At 68.1% G+C, this 15,268-nt stretch carries 14 protein-coding genes; 1 reads left to right on the plus strand and 13 read right to left on the minus strand.

Annotation, left to right across the window (positions count from 1 at the left end; all coding sequences use genetic code 11):
* Positions 1-17 precede the first annotated feature (17 nt).
* Together C1H84_RS03900 and C1H84_RS18675 are read right to left on the minus strand one after the other, a co-directional pair.
* Entirely contained in the window at positions 18-1,388 is a 1,371-nt protein-coding gene (locus C1H84_RS03900; protein ID WP_425323556.1) for a M16 family metallopeptidase, read from the minus strand.
* Positions 1,389-1,579: 191 nt separating this feature from the next.
* Positions 1,580-1,726, minus strand: coding sequence for an LPXTG cell wall anchor domain-containing protein (locus tag C1H84_RS18675; protein ID WP_181728032.1), 147 nt, complete (start codon positions 1,724-1,726; stop codon positions 1,580-1,582).
* Positions 1,727-1,760: 34 nt separating this feature from the next.
* Between C1H84_RS18675 and C1H84_RS03910 the strand changes: the two genes are divergently transcribed.
* Entirely contained in the window at positions 1,761-2,258 is a 498-nt protein-coding gene (locus tag C1H84_RS03910; RefSeq protein ID WP_342352842.1) for an arginine deiminase family protein, read from the plus strand.
* 91 nt (positions 2,259-2,349) lie between these two features.
* On the opposite strand, the gene C1H84_RS03915 is transcribed toward C1H84_RS03910, so the two are convergent.
* The 11 genes from C1H84_RS03915 to C1H84_RS03965 all read right to left on the minus strand — a co-directional run bounded on the left by C1H84_RS03915 (position 2,350) and on the right by C1H84_RS03965 (position 15,174).
* Complete coding sequence (locus tag C1H84_RS03915; protein WP_113606601.1) at positions 2,350-3,117, minus strand: SDR family NAD(P)-dependent oxidoreductase; 768 nt, start codon at positions 3,115-3,117, stop codon at positions 2,350-2,352.
* Positions 3,114-4,793 carry an FAD-dependent oxidoreductase gene (locus tag C1H84_RS03920; protein ID WP_280524251.1) on the minus strand — a complete coding sequence of 560 codons (1,680 nt, stop codon included), beginning with the start codon at positions 4,791-4,793 and terminating at the stop codon, positions 3,114-3,116. The genes C1H84_RS03915 and C1H84_RS03920 overlap by 4 nt, the downstream gene beginning before the upstream one ends.
* Entirely contained in the window at positions 4,790-5,875 is a 1,086-nt protein-coding gene (locus C1H84_RS03925) for an alcohol dehydrogenase catalytic domain-containing protein (protein ID WP_113606603.1), read from the minus strand. The genes C1H84_RS03920 and C1H84_RS03925 overlap by 4 nt, the downstream gene beginning before the upstream one ends.
* 46 nt (positions 5,876-5,921) lie before the next feature.
* A complete protein-coding gene (locus tag C1H84_RS03930; RefSeq protein WP_113606604.1) occupies positions 5,922-6,206 on the minus strand; it encodes a YciI family protein in 285 nt (94 codons plus the stop codon).
* Positions 6,207-6,234: 28 nt separating this feature from the next.
* A complete protein-coding gene (locus C1H84_RS03935; protein ID WP_113606899.1) occupies positions 6,235-8,013 on the minus strand; it encodes an FAD-dependent oxidoreductase in 1,779 nt (592 codons plus the stop codon).
* Positions 8,014-8,082: 69 nt separating this feature from the next.
* The gene (locus C1H84_RS03940) at positions 8,083-8,913 is read right to left on the minus strand and encodes a sugar phosphate isomerase/epimerase family protein (RefSeq protein WP_113606605.1); all 831 of its coding nucleotides are present in this window, start codon (positions 8,911-8,913) and stop codon (positions 8,083-8,085) included.
* Between the two features lie 26 nt (positions 8,914-8,939).
* Positions 8,940-10,103: a Gfo/Idh/MocA family protein gene (locus tag C1H84_RS03945; RefSeq protein WP_113606606.1), complete on the minus strand. Its 1,164-nt coding sequence runs from the start codon at positions 10,101-10,103 to the stop codon at positions 8,940-8,942.
* Between the two features lie 66 nt (positions 10,104-10,169).
* The gene (locus tag C1H84_RS03950) at positions 10,170-11,036 is read right to left on the minus strand and encodes a shikimate dehydrogenase (RefSeq protein WP_113606607.1); all 867 of its coding nucleotides are present in this window, start codon (positions 11,034-11,036) and stop codon (positions 10,170-10,172) included.
* Between the two features lies 1 nt (position 11,037).
* Complete coding sequence (locus C1H84_RS03955) at positions 11,038-12,399, minus strand: MFS transporter (RefSeq protein ID WP_047121127.1); 1,362 nt, start codon at positions 12,397-12,399, stop codon at positions 11,038-11,040.
* A gap of 98 nt (positions 12,400-12,497) precedes the next feature.
* Positions 12,498-13,400 carry a LysR family transcriptional regulator gene (locus tag C1H84_RS03960; RefSeq protein WP_113606608.1) on the minus strand — a complete coding sequence of 301 codons (903 nt, stop codon included), beginning with the start codon at positions 13,398-13,400 and terminating at the stop codon, positions 12,498-12,500.
* Positions 13,401-13,416: 16 nt separating this feature from the next.
* Entirely contained in the window at positions 13,417-15,174 is a 1,758-nt protein-coding gene (locus C1H84_RS03965) for an FAD-binding protein (protein WP_113606609.1), read from the minus strand.
* Positions 15,175-15,268 lie beyond the last annotated feature (94 nt).

The following is a 15,268-nucleotide window of genomic DNA, read 5'->3' on the forward strand; positions in this document are numbered from 1 at the left end:
CGCAGGGCCACATCCTCCTACAGGCCCAGCGCCGCCTCGTTTTCGAACGGCCCCACAACGGTGATGACCCGTTCCCGGGCGGCCAGTTCCTGTGCCAGCGCCTGGACCTGCTCGGCAGTCACGGCATGCACGCGGGACAGGGCTTCATCAATGTCCTGGAATTCTCCGGTGATCATTTCCGCGCGCCCCAGTCGGGACATGCGGCTTCCCGGATCTTCCAGCGCCAGCACGGTGCCGCCGGCCAGCTGGCCCTTGGCCTGGGACAGTTCCTCGGCAGAGATGCCCTGCTGGGCCAGCCGGTCAAGTTCAGCGCCGAGCAGCCCGATGACCTCGGCGGCCTTGCCGGGAGCGCAGCCGGCGTACATGCCGAAGTAGCCGGCGTCAGTGTACGCCGCGGAGAAGGAATAGGTGGAGTAGGCCAGGCCGCGCTTTTCGCGGATCTCTTGGAACAGCCGCGAACTCATGCCGCCTCCGAGCACGGCGTTGAGCACCGCCAGCACCTGGCGGCGGTCGTCGTGCCCGGTGATGCTGGTGCACCCGATGATGATGTTTGCCTGTTCCACCGGGCGGTTGATGACTTCGAGTCCGGAGATGCTGGTGATTTTTGCCGGCTCCGGGTTGCGGCGCGGCTCGGGCACGGCCAGCGGGTCCAGTTCCCATCCGGCGTCGCTCAGCGCGGTCATCAGCATGGAGCACAGTTCCTCGTGGTCCAGCGAGCCTGCCGCAGTGACGATCAGTTCGCTCGGACGGTAGTGGGCGCGGTAGTGCTCCATCACCGCCTCGCGGGAAATCGCCATGATCTCTTCAGGGCTGCCGCCGATGGGGCGGCCCAGCGGGTGGTTGCCCATGACGCGGGCGACAAAGTGCTCGTGCGCGACATCCGTGGCGTCATCGGCGTCCATGGCCAGTTCCTCGATAATGACACCGCGTTCCTGCTCCAGCTCATGCGGGTCGATGACGGCCGAGGTGACCATGTCCGCAATGACTTCCATGGCCATCGGCAGGTCGGTGTCCAGGACCCGCGCGTAGTAGCAGGTCGATTCCTTGGCGGTGGCCGCATTGGATTCGCCGCCGACGGCGTCGAAGGACTGGGCGATTTCCAGCGCGCTGCGTTTGGTGGTGCCCTTGAACAGCAGGTGTTCCAGGAAGTGGGTCGAGCCGTAGTGCCCGGCTTCCTCGTCACGCGAACCAACCGGAACCCAGAACCCCACGGTGGTCGAGCGCTGCCCCGGCATGGCTTCGGTCAAGACGCGGACGCCGCCGGGCAGGATGCTGCGGCGAACTTCCGAACCGCCCTCGCCGCGGTGAACCAGCGTGAGGTCCGCGGGGTCGAGAGGCGAAAACTGCTGATCCTCCACCGAATGCAACGGCAACGGAATCATGACCACTGGGTACGTCCTTAGATCGCTCGAAGTCAGCCAGCACCATGCTGGCAATCGTTCATTAATTCTCGCACAGCGAGCGAAAAGTGTTGGCAACTGTCACCGGCCGACCGGCGGCAGGAAAGTGTGTTCGGTCAAAAACACCGATGGTGCCAGTCGGTTCCGACTGGCACCATCGGTGCATCAATTCAACTTGATTAGTGAGCCCGGCGCTTTCTCGCCAGGACCGCAATGGTTCCCAGCAGGATCAGCACGCCTGCAAGTCCCATCAGTGCCGCTGCAGCGATACCGGTCTGAGCCAGATCTTCGTCCTTTGGCTTGTCCCCGCTGGCGGATGGTGGCATAGGTGAGCGCACCAGCCGGCAGGCCATCACCCAGGTGGCACAGAACCTCTTCGCCGCCGGCGCCGCGCAACGCGTGGTAGTTGCCGGGATGCCGAAGCTGCGCGCCGCCATGCATCTGGATACCGTGTTCACCTTCGCCGACCGCGATGTGGTGACCTACTTCCCGGACATCGTTGACGGCATCCACCCCTTCTCGCTGCGCCCTGCCGACAACGGATCGGTGGAGGTCTTCGAGGAGAAGGATCCGTTTGTGGACGTGGTGGCCGATTCGCTGGGCCTGAAGAAGCAGCGCGCCATCAAGCCGGGCGGCGGATGGTATGCCGGCGAGCGCCAGCAGTGGGACTCGGGCAACAACCTGGTAGCGGTGGAGCCCGGCGTGGTGTTCGCCTACGACCGCAACACGCATGTGAATTCGCTGCTGCGCAAGGAAGGCGTGGAAGTCATCACGATTGTCGGAGCAGAACTTGGACGCGGCCGCGGCGGCGGGCACTGCATGACCAATCCGCTCTCGCGCGAGGCCGTGGACTTCTAGCCGGTCCGGAAAACACGCGGATGCCCGGAGCCGCGGCCACGAAGCTGGCTGCGGCTCCGGGCATCAACTTTGCGTCCCTGTCTCCTGGTGTTTACGCGGTGTTGCGGCCCCCGCTGAGGTCCAGCACCTGCCCGGTCATGTAGCTGGCTTCGGGCGAGAGCAGCCACAGGGCCAGCGCCGAGAATTCCTGCGGCTCCCCCACGCGTTTCATCGGAACCCGCGCGAGCAGCGCCGCATTGCGTTCGGGGCTGAGGTCTTCGAGCAGCCGGGTATTGAACATCGAAGGAGCGATGCAGTTGATGGTGATCCCGAAGCGAGCGGTTTCCTTGGCCACTGCCTTGGCCAGGGTGATCATCCCTGCCTTGGACACCGCGTAGGCGCTCATGTTCTCGTTGCCTTCGCGCCCGGCAATGGAGGAGAGCATCACGATGCGCCCGTAGTTCGCCTGCTTCATCAGCGGGAGAACCACCTGCAAACCGTAGAAGCAGCCGTCCAGGTTGATTTCAAGGGTCTTCTTCCACCCGGCCGCCGGCACATCCTGCACCGCATATTCCGGGCCCTGGATGCCGTGGCAGAACAGTGCCCCGTCCAGCCGGCCGTAGGCCTCGCGAATGCTGTGTGCGGCGGCTTGCCAAGCCTGCGGATCCGCGACGTCCAAATCCAGGGACAGCGCCGCCTGCGGGGTCCGTGGCTTGACGAGGTCGGTGGCCACCACGGTGGCTCCCTCCTTTGCCAGCCGTCGCACCGCGTCGGCGCCCAGTCCTCCGGCCGCCCCGGTGACCAGCACCACCCGCCCGGAAAAGCGCCCCTCCCAGGGAACGAACTGCCCGGGGACGCCAGCGGATGCCTGATCCGTCATTTGCCAGCCTCCACCAATGCCGCTGCGGCCTGCTCCCGGGCCGCATGGGCGCCGGCAATGTGGGCGCCGGCCGCGTAGCCGCGGGTGACGGCCGAGCCCAGGGTCGCGCCCCCGCCCGGGTAGTTGTTGCGGAACACCCCTGCCGAGGCATTGCCCGCCGCATACAGCCCGGTGATCGGTTCGCCGTGGCGATCCAGCACCTGGGAATGCTCGTTGGTAGACAGCCCGCCCGAGGTTCCCAGCACGCCGGGATGGATCGGCACCGCGTAGAACGGCCCCCGCTGCAACGGGGCGAGGCACGGGTTGGGCGCATTCGCGGCATCCCCCAGATGCCGGTCCTGCTCGGTGGCGCCACGGCCGAACTCGGGGTCCGCACCCGCCCGGGCGCCGATGTTGAAGCGTTCGACGCTCTCCTGCAGTGCCGCCGCGTCGATGCCCACTTCCCCGGCCAGCTCCCGCAGCGTCGGCGCGCTGTGCATCCAGTCGGGCCGTACCCCGGGCGTGGAACCGGCCACCGGGTACTTTGCGAAATAGTCAGCGTCGAAGACAAGCCAGGCTGGGCTGTTCTGCAGGGCCGAGCTGACCGGGTCGATGTTGCCGAAGACCCGGCACAGATCGTGGTAGTTCAGTGCCTCGTTCACGAACCGCCGGCCGGAGGCGTTGACGGTGATGGATCCCGGAAGGGTCATCTCGACATTCGCCATGCGTCCGGAGGGTTTGCCGTCGTACTCGGCGTCCGGAGCGGCGATCACCGGCACACCCCAGATCGCGGTCATGTCCTTGACCGCGGCGCCGGCGGCCAACGCCAGCTCCAGGCCGCTGCCCTCGTTGGACGGCGCGCTGATCGGGGTCACATCGAATGACAGGTAGGTCTCGCGCAGCCTCGGGTTCCATTCGAATCCGCCCGAGGCGATGACCACGCTGACGGCGCTGACCTGCCGCTTGCCGGCTACTTCGAGGATCCAGCCGTCCTGTTCCCGCCGCAGGCCGGTGACTTCTGCATCCAGCGCCAGCTGCACGCCGCGGTCCAGCGCGCTCGCCGCGAGCGAGCCGACCAGCGCGCCGCCCATGGTGCGCACCCCCGACGCCTTGCGCCGGGCCAGCAGTTCCGGATCCGGGGCGCGGCCGTTGAGCTCGTCGCGTTCGATCATGCTCAGCAGCGGGAAATAGGTGGGTTGGCGCAGCGCGTCGGCCAGACCCGGATAGTCCTCGGTGGTGAACGGCAGGTTGTCCAGGCTGCGCCCGCCGGACGCCGCGCCCTGCCATTCCATGTGGTAGTCCGGGCGCCCCAGCGGCACCAGCCGCACCCGGGTATGAGTGTCCAGGAATTCCACCGCCTGCGCGCTGGTGTCCACGAACCAGTCGATCTCCTCCCGGCTCATCACCTCGCCGGCCGCGGCCTTCAGGTAGGCGGCGCCGGCCGCGGCGCTGTCCCGGTAGCCGGCCTGCTTGGCCAGGTGGTTGTTCGGCGCCCAGATGACGCCGCCACCGGCCGAGCTGGTGCCGCCGAGCTTGCCGGCCTTCTCCAGCACCAGCACGCTGGCTCCTGACGCGGCGGCCCGGACCGCCGCGGTCAGTCCTGCGGCTCCGGAACCGAGAACCACCAGGTCGTAGCCTGAATCCAGCTCCTGAATGGCGGTCAGCGGGTTGCGAGTCGATTCGGGGGTCATACTCATCTGGCGGTACTCCTTTCCAGGCGGGCAGTGCCGGCCTGCGGTGGGGTGCCTGCTCCAGTGACGGGCAGGTCGATGACGATCTTGCCGACGGCTTGGCTGGAGTCGAGCATGGTTTCAAAGGCCTGGCCCAGCGAGTCGAAGGCGAAGCGGTGGGTAACCAGCCGCGTTGCCTGCTGCTGATGGCGGGCGAGCACGTCGAGCGCGTCGGGGATCAGGTTCAGGCTGTTGCGGCTGCCGCGGATGTCCAGCTCCTTGAAGGGAATATCGCGCAGGGACAGCGAGGCGTGGCGGGTGGAGATGCCCACCTGCACCAGGCGTGCGGTCGGCGCGGCCAGGCGGACAGCGGTTTCGAAGGACGCGGGGACGCCGGTGGCCTCGATGACCAGGGTCGGTCCCGCGGCGGCTCCCCAGGCTTCCCGCGGGATCCCGCCACCGGGTGCGAAGGCTGCCACAGCGCCGAAGTCGCGGGCCAAATCCATGCGTGCCCGGGACAGGTCCGAGGCGATGACCCGGACCCCGCGTTCGGCCAGGAACAGCGTGGCCAGCAGGCCGATGGGGCCGCAACCGAGCACCAGCGCGGTTTCTCCGGGTACCGGGGTGCCCCGGTTGACCGCCTGCATGGCGATGGATCCGGGCTCCCCCAGCGCGCCCAGATGCAGCGGCAGCCCCTGGGGCAGCGGATGCAGCTTGTCCACCGGGACGCTGACGACTTCTGCCAGCGCCCCGTCCTCGTAGCAGCCCAGGCAGGAGATCGATTCGCAGACGTTGTACCGCCCGTCCAGGCACGGCGGGCAGTGGGAGCAGTAGACCATGGGGCTCACCGCCACTTCCAGCCCGGGGACCAGCGGCAGCCCGCTGCGCGGGTCAACGGCGCTGGAATCGATCTGCTCGATGATTCCGGTGAATTCGTGGCCCTGGATGACCGGCAGCTCGGCCGGGTAGTCGTCGTCCCAGATGTGCGCGTCGGTGCCGCACAGGGCCACGTGCCGGACCCGGACCAGAGCGCGGCCGGGCGCCGGGGCCGGAGCGGGGACTTCGCGGTATTCAATGCATCGCTTGGCCGTCGTGGTGGCGGTGAGCATGGTGCTGTCCTTCCGTGGCGGCGGCTCGGGGCCGCCGCCGGGGTTCCTAGAGTTTGTCCTTGCCGAAGAAGACGTCCCAGCGGTGGATCTCGCGCTGCTCGATCAGGCCTTCGCGGGCGAACGGGTCCTGGTCCATCAGCGCCAGCGCCGCCTGCTCGGATTCGGCGCCGATGACCAGCAGCGCGCCGGCGCCGGAGTCCACCGGTCCGCTCACGCGCAGCTCGCCGTTCTCGAAGCGCTGCTGCAGGAATTCGACGTGGGTCGGGCGGACACGGTCCCGTGCGTCGCTGGTGGCCGGCGAGTAGGTGTAGGTGATGGCGTAGAAGTTCATGCTCGATGCTCCTTGTTCGATGGTCGGGTTAGCTGCGGGCGGCGGAACGCGAAGTCGGCTCGTTGGAAGGGTTTTCGGCAGAGGGGTCCGTGGCCAGGTCGCGGCCCACCAGGTAGCCGAAGGTCAGTGCCGGGCCGAGGTTGATGCCGCCGGCCGGGTAGTGGCCGCCCATGACGCTGGCCTGGTCGTTGCCGACGGCGAACAGCCCCGGCAGGGCCTCGCCCTGCTCGTCAAGCACCCGGGCCTTGGCGTCCACATCCAGCCCGGCGAAAGTGGCGAAGCTGCCCGGAACCACCTTGACCGCGTAGAACGGGCCCTTCTGGATCGGGCCGAGGGTCGGGTTGGGGGTGTTCTTGGCATCGCCGCCGTAGCGATTGAACGGGGTTTCGCCGCGGCCGAACTGAGGGTCGATGCCCTTGGCGGCGTTGGCGTTGAAGTCCTCGACGGTCTTTTCAAGCTGCGCCGGGTCGATGCCGCATTTGGCGGCGAGCTCCGCCAGGGTGTCGCCCTTGACCAGGTAGCCGCTGCGCAGGTACGGGGTCAGCGGCACCGGCAGCGGCTTGGCCATGCCCAGCGGGAAGCGGCGCACGTAGCGCGAATCGGCGATCTGCCAGGAGACCACCGGCTGGCCCTCCGGGGTGGCTTCCAGCATGCCGGTGACGTAGTCGTAGTAGCCGTTGGCCTCGTTGACGAAGCGCTTGCCGTTGGGCAGCACGCCGATGCTGCCGGGCTTGGCGCGGTCCATGATGTGCGGGAAGGTCCCGGTGCTTCCGTTGGGGTAGCGGATCAGCGAGACCGGGCACCAGGCCGCCGGGGAGGCGACGTCGGTGTTGAAGCGGGCGCCCACCGCCTGGGCCAGGCGCAGGCCGGCACCGTCGGCTTCCGGCGGGGTCAGCGTCCAGTGTTCCTTGCCCGTCGGGGTCTTGGGGAACAGTTCCCGGCGCAGCTGGGCGTTCTGCGGAAAGCCTCCGGTGGCCAGCACCACGCCGCGCGCTGCGGTGATGGTGTAGCCCGTGGCGCCGCTGCTGACCCTGACCCCGGTGATGCGACCGGTGGAATCGGTGAGCAGTTCGTCCGCGGACGTTGACACGCGGATGTCGACTCCCAGGTCGTCGGCGGACTTCATCAGGCGCCCGGTCAGCGCGGTGCCGTTGACCAGCTGCATATTGCGGCGGTAGACGGCCATGGACAGCATATGGGTGCTCACGCGCTTGGCGGCGTGGATGAGACCCGGGATGCTGCCGGTTGAGGCTGAGAGGAACTTGGAAAGGTCCGGGCCTGCCATGATGCCCATACCCAGGAAGCTGGTGGCGTAGAGCTGGTGGCGCATCTTGGCGCGCAGTTCGCGCGGGATCTTGCGGGCGTCGTAGGGCGCCGGGCCTACCGAGCGGTGGCCGGTGCCGGCGCCCGGGGTGTTGCCGTAGATGTCCTTGATCTGCGCGCCGGGGGTGAACTGCAAGCTGGTGTGGTTGTGGAAGAAGTCCACCATCTGCGGGGCTCCTTCGAGGAAGGCGTCCACGCGGTCGGCGTTGTAGTACTCCCCCAGCCGGTGCTGCAGGTAGGTGCGGAATTCCTCCCGGTCCTCGTCCACGCCATCGGCTTTGGCCAGCGGGTTGCCCGGGGCCCAGGCCCAGCCGCCGGAGTAGGAGGTCGCCCCTCCGCAGACCTTGGCCTTTTCCACCACGATGACCTTCAGTCCGTGGTAGGCGGCGGCCACTGCCGCCGATAGCCCGCCGGCGCCGGAGCCGACGACCACGACATCGGCGGCGGTGTCGGCGGTTGCGCTTCGTAGGGTTGCGGTGCTCATGGAAATCATCCGTTTCTTGGGTGTTCGTGCTTGGCGGTTCGTGTTTGGCGGTTCGGTGGGTGCCGCGGCTTAGACCGCGGCGGTGCGCAGGGTGCGGGCCCGCGCCAGGACCTGTTCCGCCCCGGCCTTGAGTTCTTCGGCCCAGCGGCGGGCGCCGATCCGGGCGACGGTCGAGTCGGAGGGGGTTTCAACACTCAGCGGCGTTCCGGCCGGCAGGGCGGCCACGAACTCTGCCAGCTGCACGGCCCCCTGTCCGGGAACCATGCGTTCGCTGCGCGATTCGAGCACCAGCCCTTCGCGGGTGTCCGGGCGCTGGGCCGGCGCGTCGCACAGCTGCAGCATGGCCACGTGCCGGGCCTGGGCCGCGAGCTGGGCGGGGCTGGCCTGGATGCGGCTCAGGTGCAGGGTGTCGGCGACGATCCGGCATCCGCTGGCCTGAGCCAGCTCGCCGGCCAGTTCAAGGGTGTTCACGCTCTGGTAGGAGATGACTTCCAAGGTCGGCACGATGCCGAAGCCCTGGGCGTCCTCGGTCATCAGTCCCAGGTTCTCGGTGAGCCGCTGCAGGTTGCCGTCCGAGGCGGCGACGGTCAGCGTCCTAGCCTCCAGCGCCTGCCCGGCGTCGAGCATCTGCAGCCATGCCTCGCGCTGGTTGGCGCCGTCCAGCAGGATGAATTCGATGTCGTGCACCCGTACGCCGGTGTCCTTGACCGCTTTGAGGGTTTTGGCCAGCAGCGGCGAGCCGGGCTGCAAGTTGTAGGGTTTTTCCTCCTCGGTCACCTGGCGTACGCGGGCCCCGACGAAGTCGAAGCCGGTGTCGGCGGCCAGGTAGACAAGTGCTGCCGGGGAGCTGCCCAGCAGCGAAAGCTGGGCCAGTCCGAGTTCCTGGGTGGTGGTGTTCATGTTGGCTCCTTGGTGGTCGAAAGATTCTAGGCGCGGGCGGTGGTGTAGAGCCGGTCGGCGACGGACGGCGGGACGATGGTGCGCTGGTTGGAAGCCGGAGCGAAGTCGACCGGGCGTCCGGTCCGGGCGGATTCGTAGACTGCAAGCAAGATGCGCAGGGACTTCAGCGCTTCGCGGCCGGTGACCGCAGGTTCCAGGTCCTCGCGGACCGCGGCCACGAACTGGGTGATCTGCGCCCGGTGGTGGTCCTTCAGCGCCCCGTTGATCCGGGACAGCTCGACGTTCGCGTCAACGCCAGCCGGGTGCACCGGCCGCGCGGCGATCTTGTGCTCGGATGCCTGCAGGGTCAGCCGGCCGTCGCTGCCTTCGGGGAATTCGCTCAGTTCAGCGCTGGCCCCGTTGGAGCCGGTGATGCGGATCTGCACGCCCAGCGCGGGGTCGGCGCTGGTGCTGGCGAGCACCGTGGCCATGGCTCCGCTGGTGAAGGTGATCAGCGCGGTGGCCGAGTCCTCCACCTCGATGTGCTCGCCGTGCTTGTAGGTGTTAACTTCGCCCTGAACGCGGGCCACATCGCCGAGGTACCACTGCAGCAGGTCCAGGTAGTGGATCGCCTGCGTCATCAGCACCCCGCCGCCGTCCGCAGCCCAGGTGCCGCGCCAGCCGGCGGCCGAATAGTATTCGTGCTCGCGGTGCAGCAGCACCGAGACCTGGCCGAGCACCGGGGTGCCCAGTGCGCCCGAATCGATCTGCGCCCGCAGTTCGGCGGCCGCCGGCCAGAAGCGGCGCTGGAACAGCACCCCGAGCTTCACTCCGGCCTCGGCGCAGGCCTGCACCATTTGCTCGGCCGCCGGCACGTCCACCGCGATGGGTTTCTCGCACAACACATGCACCCCGGCCGCCGCGGCGGCCAGCACCACCTGCTGGTGGGTGGGGTGCGGGGTGCACACCGAGACGATGTCCAGACCCAGTTCCAGCAATCGCTCTACCGAATCGACGGCGTGCTCCACCGAGTATTCGGCGGCCATCGCTGCGGCCCGGGCCCCGTCCACGTCGCAGAGCGCGGCCACGGTGACCGAGTCCAGGGCTTGGAACGCTTCGAGGTGGTTGGCGCTGATGTTGCCGCAGCCCACGATGCCCACCCGCAGGGCGCGGGGTGCGTCGGTGGTGGCGGTGCGTGGCGGTGTTGGCATGTTGTGGGTCCTTGGATTCGATGTGCTTCGATAGCTGTGCGCCCGGGCCAGGCCGGGCCGTGGCGGTTAAACGGCGGCGAGCAGGTGCTCCAGCGAGCTGCGCATGCGCCGGCGGTCCGGGGCGGTGCAGACCAGCAGGGCGAAGGTGTCCGCCGCCTGCTCGACGAGCATCTCGGTGCCTTTCACGGTGGTGCAGCCGTGCGCCGCGGCGTCACGCAGCAGCTCGGTGTCCACCGGGCGGTAGACCACGTCAGCCACCCACTGGTCTGCTGCCAGCCAGGAGGTGTCGAAGGGCGTGCCGCCGATGCCTTCCATGCCCAGCGGGGTCGCGTTGACCACGCCCTGCGAGGCGGCGATCCAGCCGCGGGCCTGTTCCGGGGTGCCGGTGGATACCTGCTGCCCAGCGCCCAGGGAGGCGGTGAGCAGGTCCTTGAGCTGGGCCAGGCGCCCGGCGTCGGTGTCGATGATCCGCAGGTCCGCCACGCCGAAGTCCAGCAGCGCCGCGCCCACCGCGGAGCCGGCGCCGCCTGCCCCGAAGAGGGTGACGGTGGCGCGCTTCGCGTCGCGGGCCAAGCCCCGGCGCAGCCCGGCCAGGAAGCCGGTGCGGTCGGTGTTGTGCCCGATCAGCCGTCCGTCCTGGAGCACCACGGTGTTCACCGCGCCGATGGCGGCGGCGTCCGGGGCGATCTCGTCCAAATGCGGCATGATGGCCTGCTTGTGCGGGTGGGTGACGTTGAACCCGGTGAAGCCCTGCGCCAGCGACTCGCGCAGCACCTGTCCCAGGTCGACGTCCGTCCGCCCCTCCAGGTCGATGCGCTCGTAGCTGTAGTCGGGCAGGCCCAGCGCGTGGGCCTCGGCCTGGTGCAGGGCCGGGGAGAGCGAGCCGCCCAGGTCGTTGCCGATCAGGCCGATGCGGTGTGCGGTGCGGCGCATGCTACTTCTTCTCCTGCATCTCGCGCAGCGCCTGGACCTGCAGCTTGGTCAGCCCCAGTTCGGCGGTCGGGGTGCGGTAGGTCTCCGGGCCGGTGGCGAAGGCGATGGCGGACAGGGTGGCGAAGCCCATGCACATCCAGGCGACCGGCATCCAGTTGGCGGTGTCGCCGGAGGTCATCAGGGTGCCGATGGCCGGGGTGAAGCCGGAGACAAGCAGGCCCAGCATCAGGCCGATGGCCATGCCCGAGTAGCGCACGCTGGCCGGGAACTGCTCCGGGAAGCCTGCCATGTAGGTCGAGTTCGGGGCCGCATAGAAGACACCGATCAGGATGATTGCTGAGACGAAGATGACCGCGACATTGCCGGTGCTGATGGCATTGAAGAACATGAAGACCATGGCTCCGGCGCCCAGGGCGCCGCCGATGAATACCGGCTTGCGGCCGATCTTGTCGGCCAGCATCCCATAGATCGGCTGGGTGAAGACCGCGGCCAGGTTTGCCGCGGCGATGGCCGCGAGCATGGTGGTGCGTTCGATGCCGTTGTGCTCCACCGCATAGGCCAGGGCGAAGACGTTCACGATGGTGTTGATCATGGCAAAGGTGGAGGAGAGCATCACGCGCACCACCGAGGTCCAGTGGCGGGCGAAGAGCTCCAGGATCGGGACCTTGACGACCTCGTTGTTTTCCTTGGCTTCGGTGAAGGCCTCAGGCTCGTCCAGATGGCGGCGGATGAAGAAGGCCAGGACGGTCAGCACCACGCTGGCCAGGAACGGGATGCGCCAGCCCCAGCTGAGCATCTGCTCGTCGGGCATGCTGGCGATCGGGATGAAGACCACGGTGGCCAGCACGATGCCGAACATCACGCCGCTCATGGTGAAGGAGGCGAAGAAGGAGCGGCGGCGTTCCGGGGCGTGTTCCATGGACAGCGAAGCGGCGCCCGGCGATTCGCCGCCGGCGGACAGACCCTGGAACAGGCGCAAGACCACCAGCAGGATCGGTGCGAAGATGCCGATCTGCTCATAGGTCGGCAGCAGGCCGATCGCCAAGGTCGAAATGCCCATCAGCAGCAGGCAGGCCATGAGGGTGTTGCGGCGTCCGAAACGGTCTCCCAGGTGCCCCCAGAGCACCGCGCCCAGCGGGCGGGCCACGTAGGCCACGCCCAGGGTGGAGATCGACAGGAGCACCGAGTTGGCACCGCCTTCAGGGAAGAAGACGTGGGAGAAAACCAGGGCGGCGGCGGAGCCGTAGATGAAGAAGTCGTAGTATTCCAGGGCGCTGCCGAGGAAGCCGGACACGGCCGCGCGGCGGGCCTGTGGACGGGCGGGAGCCTGGAGGGCATCCGGGGAAGAAGTTGCAGATCGCATGATGAGTCCTTTCTCCTCTTCGAGAGGAACATCATCTAGTGTGACCCGCCTAACTTATTATGTCCACGACCTAATTGCACATTAGCTATGTGTATTAACTACATAATTCTCGTGGGCGACGGAAGCACTTCTTCGCTCAATTCGAGGAATGCGTCGCGGGCCAGCGAGCCGGGGCGCACCGACCAGGCCAGGCCGTGGTTCATGTAGTACTGCTTGCCGTGCAGCGGGACGAAGACGGCGCCCGGAGGCACCACATGGGCGATGCCCTCGGGCATGAACGCGACACCGACCCCTGCCGCCACGAGCATCATGGTCATGTAGGGGTCGGTGATTTCCTGCGACACCGTCGGATAGAACCCAGCGTCGGTGCAGGCGTAAATGGTCGACTGGTAGAGCGCGGACCCCGCGGAGATCGGCGGGGTGATGAATGAGTCGTCGGCGAAGGCGGCGAGCTCGACACCCTCCCGGTCGGCCAGCGGGTGCTCCTGCGGCAGCACCATGCCGAAGGCTTCCTGGGCCAGCAGGCGCGAGTTGATGCGTGCGGAATCCACCGGCAGGCCGACGAACGCCAGGTCCAGGGAGCCCGCCTCCAGCTGGTGCACCGCGTCATGGGTCATCACGCGGCCCACCAGCGTCAGCTCGATGTCGGGGTGGGTGCTGCGCAGCGCGCGGGTCATGGGCGGCAGGGCCAGCTGGTTGAGCACGCCGGTGAAGCCCAGCGAGAGTTTTCCGTAGACCTTCCCCTGCGGCACCTTCACGGCCTGGGCGGCGATGGTCAGCTCCTCCATAACCTGCCGCGCGTGCGGCAGCAGCGCATGGCCGGCGGCGGTCAGCTCCACCGAGCGGGTGCTGCGCACGAACAGCTCGGTGCCCAGCGAGCGCTCCAGCTTGCGGATGGTCTGGCTCAGCGGCGACTGCGCCATGCGCAACCGCAAGGCCGCATTGCCGAAGTGCAGCTCCTCCGCCACCGCGATGAATGCCTCAAGCCACCTGATTTCCATGCCTACCCGCTTTTCCCTAGTCGGTCGTCAACTCCTCCAGCGTACCGGGGCGCGGCAGGCTCCCGGTGGCGTGACGGGCTGCGGCCCAACCGAAGGCCAGGCCGGAGCCGACCTGCACGCCGGCTCCCGGGTATTCCGAGCCCATCACGGAGGCGGCGTCGTTTCCCACCGCGTACAGGCCAGCGATGGCCTCGCCACGCTCGTCCAGCGCCTGGGCCTGCGGGTTGGTGAGCACCCCGAAGGCGGTGGCCAACGGGGTAGGCACCAAAGCCATGGCGTAGAACGGCGCACGGGCCACCGGCCCGACGTTCGGGTTGGGCCCATGCTCGGGGTCTCCGGCCACTTGGCCGAAGAGCAGGTCGCCCTTCCCGAAGTCCTCGTCCTTGCCGGTTTCGGCGAAGCCGTTGTAGCGCCGCACGGTGGCTTCGAGGCCCGCGGGGTCCACCCCGATCTGCGCGGCCAGGCCGGCCAGCGTCTCGGATTCGTAGAGGTAGCCATCCTTCACGTAGCGTTGCAGCGCGGCCCGCGGCAGGTGCGGCATGGTGATCATGCCCAGCCCGTACTTGGCCAGCGTGCGCGAGTCGACGATCAGCCAAGCCGGGATGGCACGGCCGTCGGTGGCGTACATCGCGCGCACGAAGCGGTGGTAGGAGCAGGACTCGTCGACGAAACGCTTGCCGTCACTGCCCACCGCGATCACACCGGGCTTGGCGCGGTCCCAGATATGCGGGAACACGACCTGGGAACCGTCGGCGCGGCGCCCGATGGAGCTGGGGAACCACAGCGCGTTTTCGCCGTTGTCCTGCCCCAGCGCCGCACCGACCCCGGCGGCCAGCGCCAAGGTGTCGCCGGTGGCTCCTTCGCCGGCGCGGGAGAACTGCGGGGTGGGCTTGGGCATGTACTGCTCGCGCAGCGCCGGGCTCTGCGAGAAGCCGCCGCCGGCCAGCACCACGCCCCGGCGGGCGCGGATCTTCAGGGTTTTGCCCTCGTGGACCACCACGAGCCCCTCGATGCGTTCGCTGCCGCGGATCAGCTCCGTGGTGTGGGCGCTGAAGCGGAAGTCCACTCCGCGCTGGAGCGACTGGTGGTAGATGGAGGCAACCAAGCCATTGCCCATCACCAGCCGGGTACCGCGCGGGCGGGTGACCCGGTCGCGCGCCCACTGCAGCCCCAGCTTGCCGGCCAGGCCCACGGCCTTCGCGCGCTCGGCGGCGCTGCCGGTGAACAGCTTCAGCAGCGCGGCAACGTCCGGGCGGCGCAGCATCAGGGTGCCGCCCATCAGCGCGAATTCGGGGACAGGGCGGCGGATGCGGCGGAATTCGGTGGCCGAGAGCTTGCGTCCATCGAAGGGCTCGGGTTCCAGAGCGCGGCCGGTCTTCCCTGTTTCGGGAAGCTCGGAGTGGTAGTCAACAACGGCCGGCGAATGCAGGAAGCGCACACCCAGTTCTTCGAGTTCATCAAGCATCTTGGGCGCGGCGTCGAGGTATCCTAGCCGGGCCTCGCGCGGCGCCTTGTCCCCCACCACCAGGTCCAGGTAGCGCACGGCTTTCTCGTAGTCGTCCAGGATTCCCTGCTCGCGCTGGAACTTGTTGTCCGGCACCCAGCAGGTGCCGGCGGAGTAGGCGGTCGTGCCGCCGAGGTACTCGGTCTTTTCCAGCGTCAGCACCTTGGCGCCATGCGCCGCGGCGGTCAGCGTGGCGGCAAGGCCGCCGGCCCCAGTCCCCAGAACCACCACATCGTATTCGAGGTCCCATTCACTTTTCTGGCGCGCCATCGCTTGCTCCTCAGTACTCGTCGCATGACATCAGTTGGTCTGGTGTTCATTATGTGACGCAGAACAATGTACTGTCCACGATGTTTTTGATCAT

The organism is Glutamicibacter soli (assembly GCF_003309065.1).
GTDB classification, from domain to species: Bacteria; Actinomycetota; Actinomycetes; order Actinomycetales; family Micrococcaceae; genus Glutamicibacter; species Glutamicibacter soli.

Excerpts from the sequence above, each read along its gene's own strand:
- C1H84_RS18675 (WP_181728032.1), bottom strand. The coding sequence starts at position 1,726 with ATGCCACCATCCGCCAGCGGGGACAAGCCAAAGGACGAAGATCTGGCT.
- C1H84_RS03915 (WP_113606601.1), bottom strand. The coding sequence starts at position 3,117 with ATGACGGATCAGGCATCCGCTGGCGTCCCCGGGCAGTTCGTTCCCTGG.
- C1H84_RS03920 (WP_280524251.1), bottom strand. The coding sequence starts at position 4,793 with ATGAGTATGACCCCCGAATCGACTCGCAACCCGCTGACCGCCATTCAG.
- C1H84_RS03925 (WP_113606603.1), bottom strand. The coding sequence starts at position 5,875 with ATGCTCACCGCCACCACGACGGCCAAGCGATGCATTGAATACCGCGAA.
- C1H84_RS03930 (WP_113606604.1), bottom strand. The coding sequence starts at position 6,206 with ATGAACTTCTACGCCATCACCTACACCTACTCGCCGGCCACCAGCGAC.
- C1H84_RS03935 (WP_113606899.1), bottom strand. The coding sequence starts at position 8,013 with ATGAGCACCGCAACCCTACGAAGCGCAACCGCCGACACCGCCGCCGAT.
- C1H84_RS03940 (WP_113606605.1), bottom strand. The coding sequence starts at position 8,913 with ATGAACACCACCACCCAGGAACTCGGACTGGCCCAGCTTTCGCTGCTG.
- C1H84_RS03945 (WP_113606606.1), bottom strand. The coding sequence starts at position 10,103 with ATGCCAACACCGCCACGCACCGCCACCACCGACGCACCCCGCGCCCTG.
- C1H84_RS03950 (WP_113606607.1), bottom strand. The coding sequence starts at position 11,036 with ATGCGCCGCACCGCACACCGCATCGGCCTGATCGGCAACGACCTGGGC.
- C1H84_RS03955 (WP_047121127.1), bottom strand. The coding sequence starts at position 12,399 with ATGCGATCTGCAACTTCTTCCCCGGATGCCCTCCAGGCTCCCGCCCGT.
- C1H84_RS03960 (WP_113606608.1), bottom strand. The coding sequence starts at position 13,400 with ATGGAAATCAGGTGGCTTGAGGCATTCATCGCGGTGGCGGAGGAGCTG.
- C1H84_RS03965 (WP_113606609.1), bottom strand. The coding sequence starts at position 15,174 with ATGGCGCGCCAGAAAAGTGAATGGGACCTCGAATACGATGTGGTGGTT.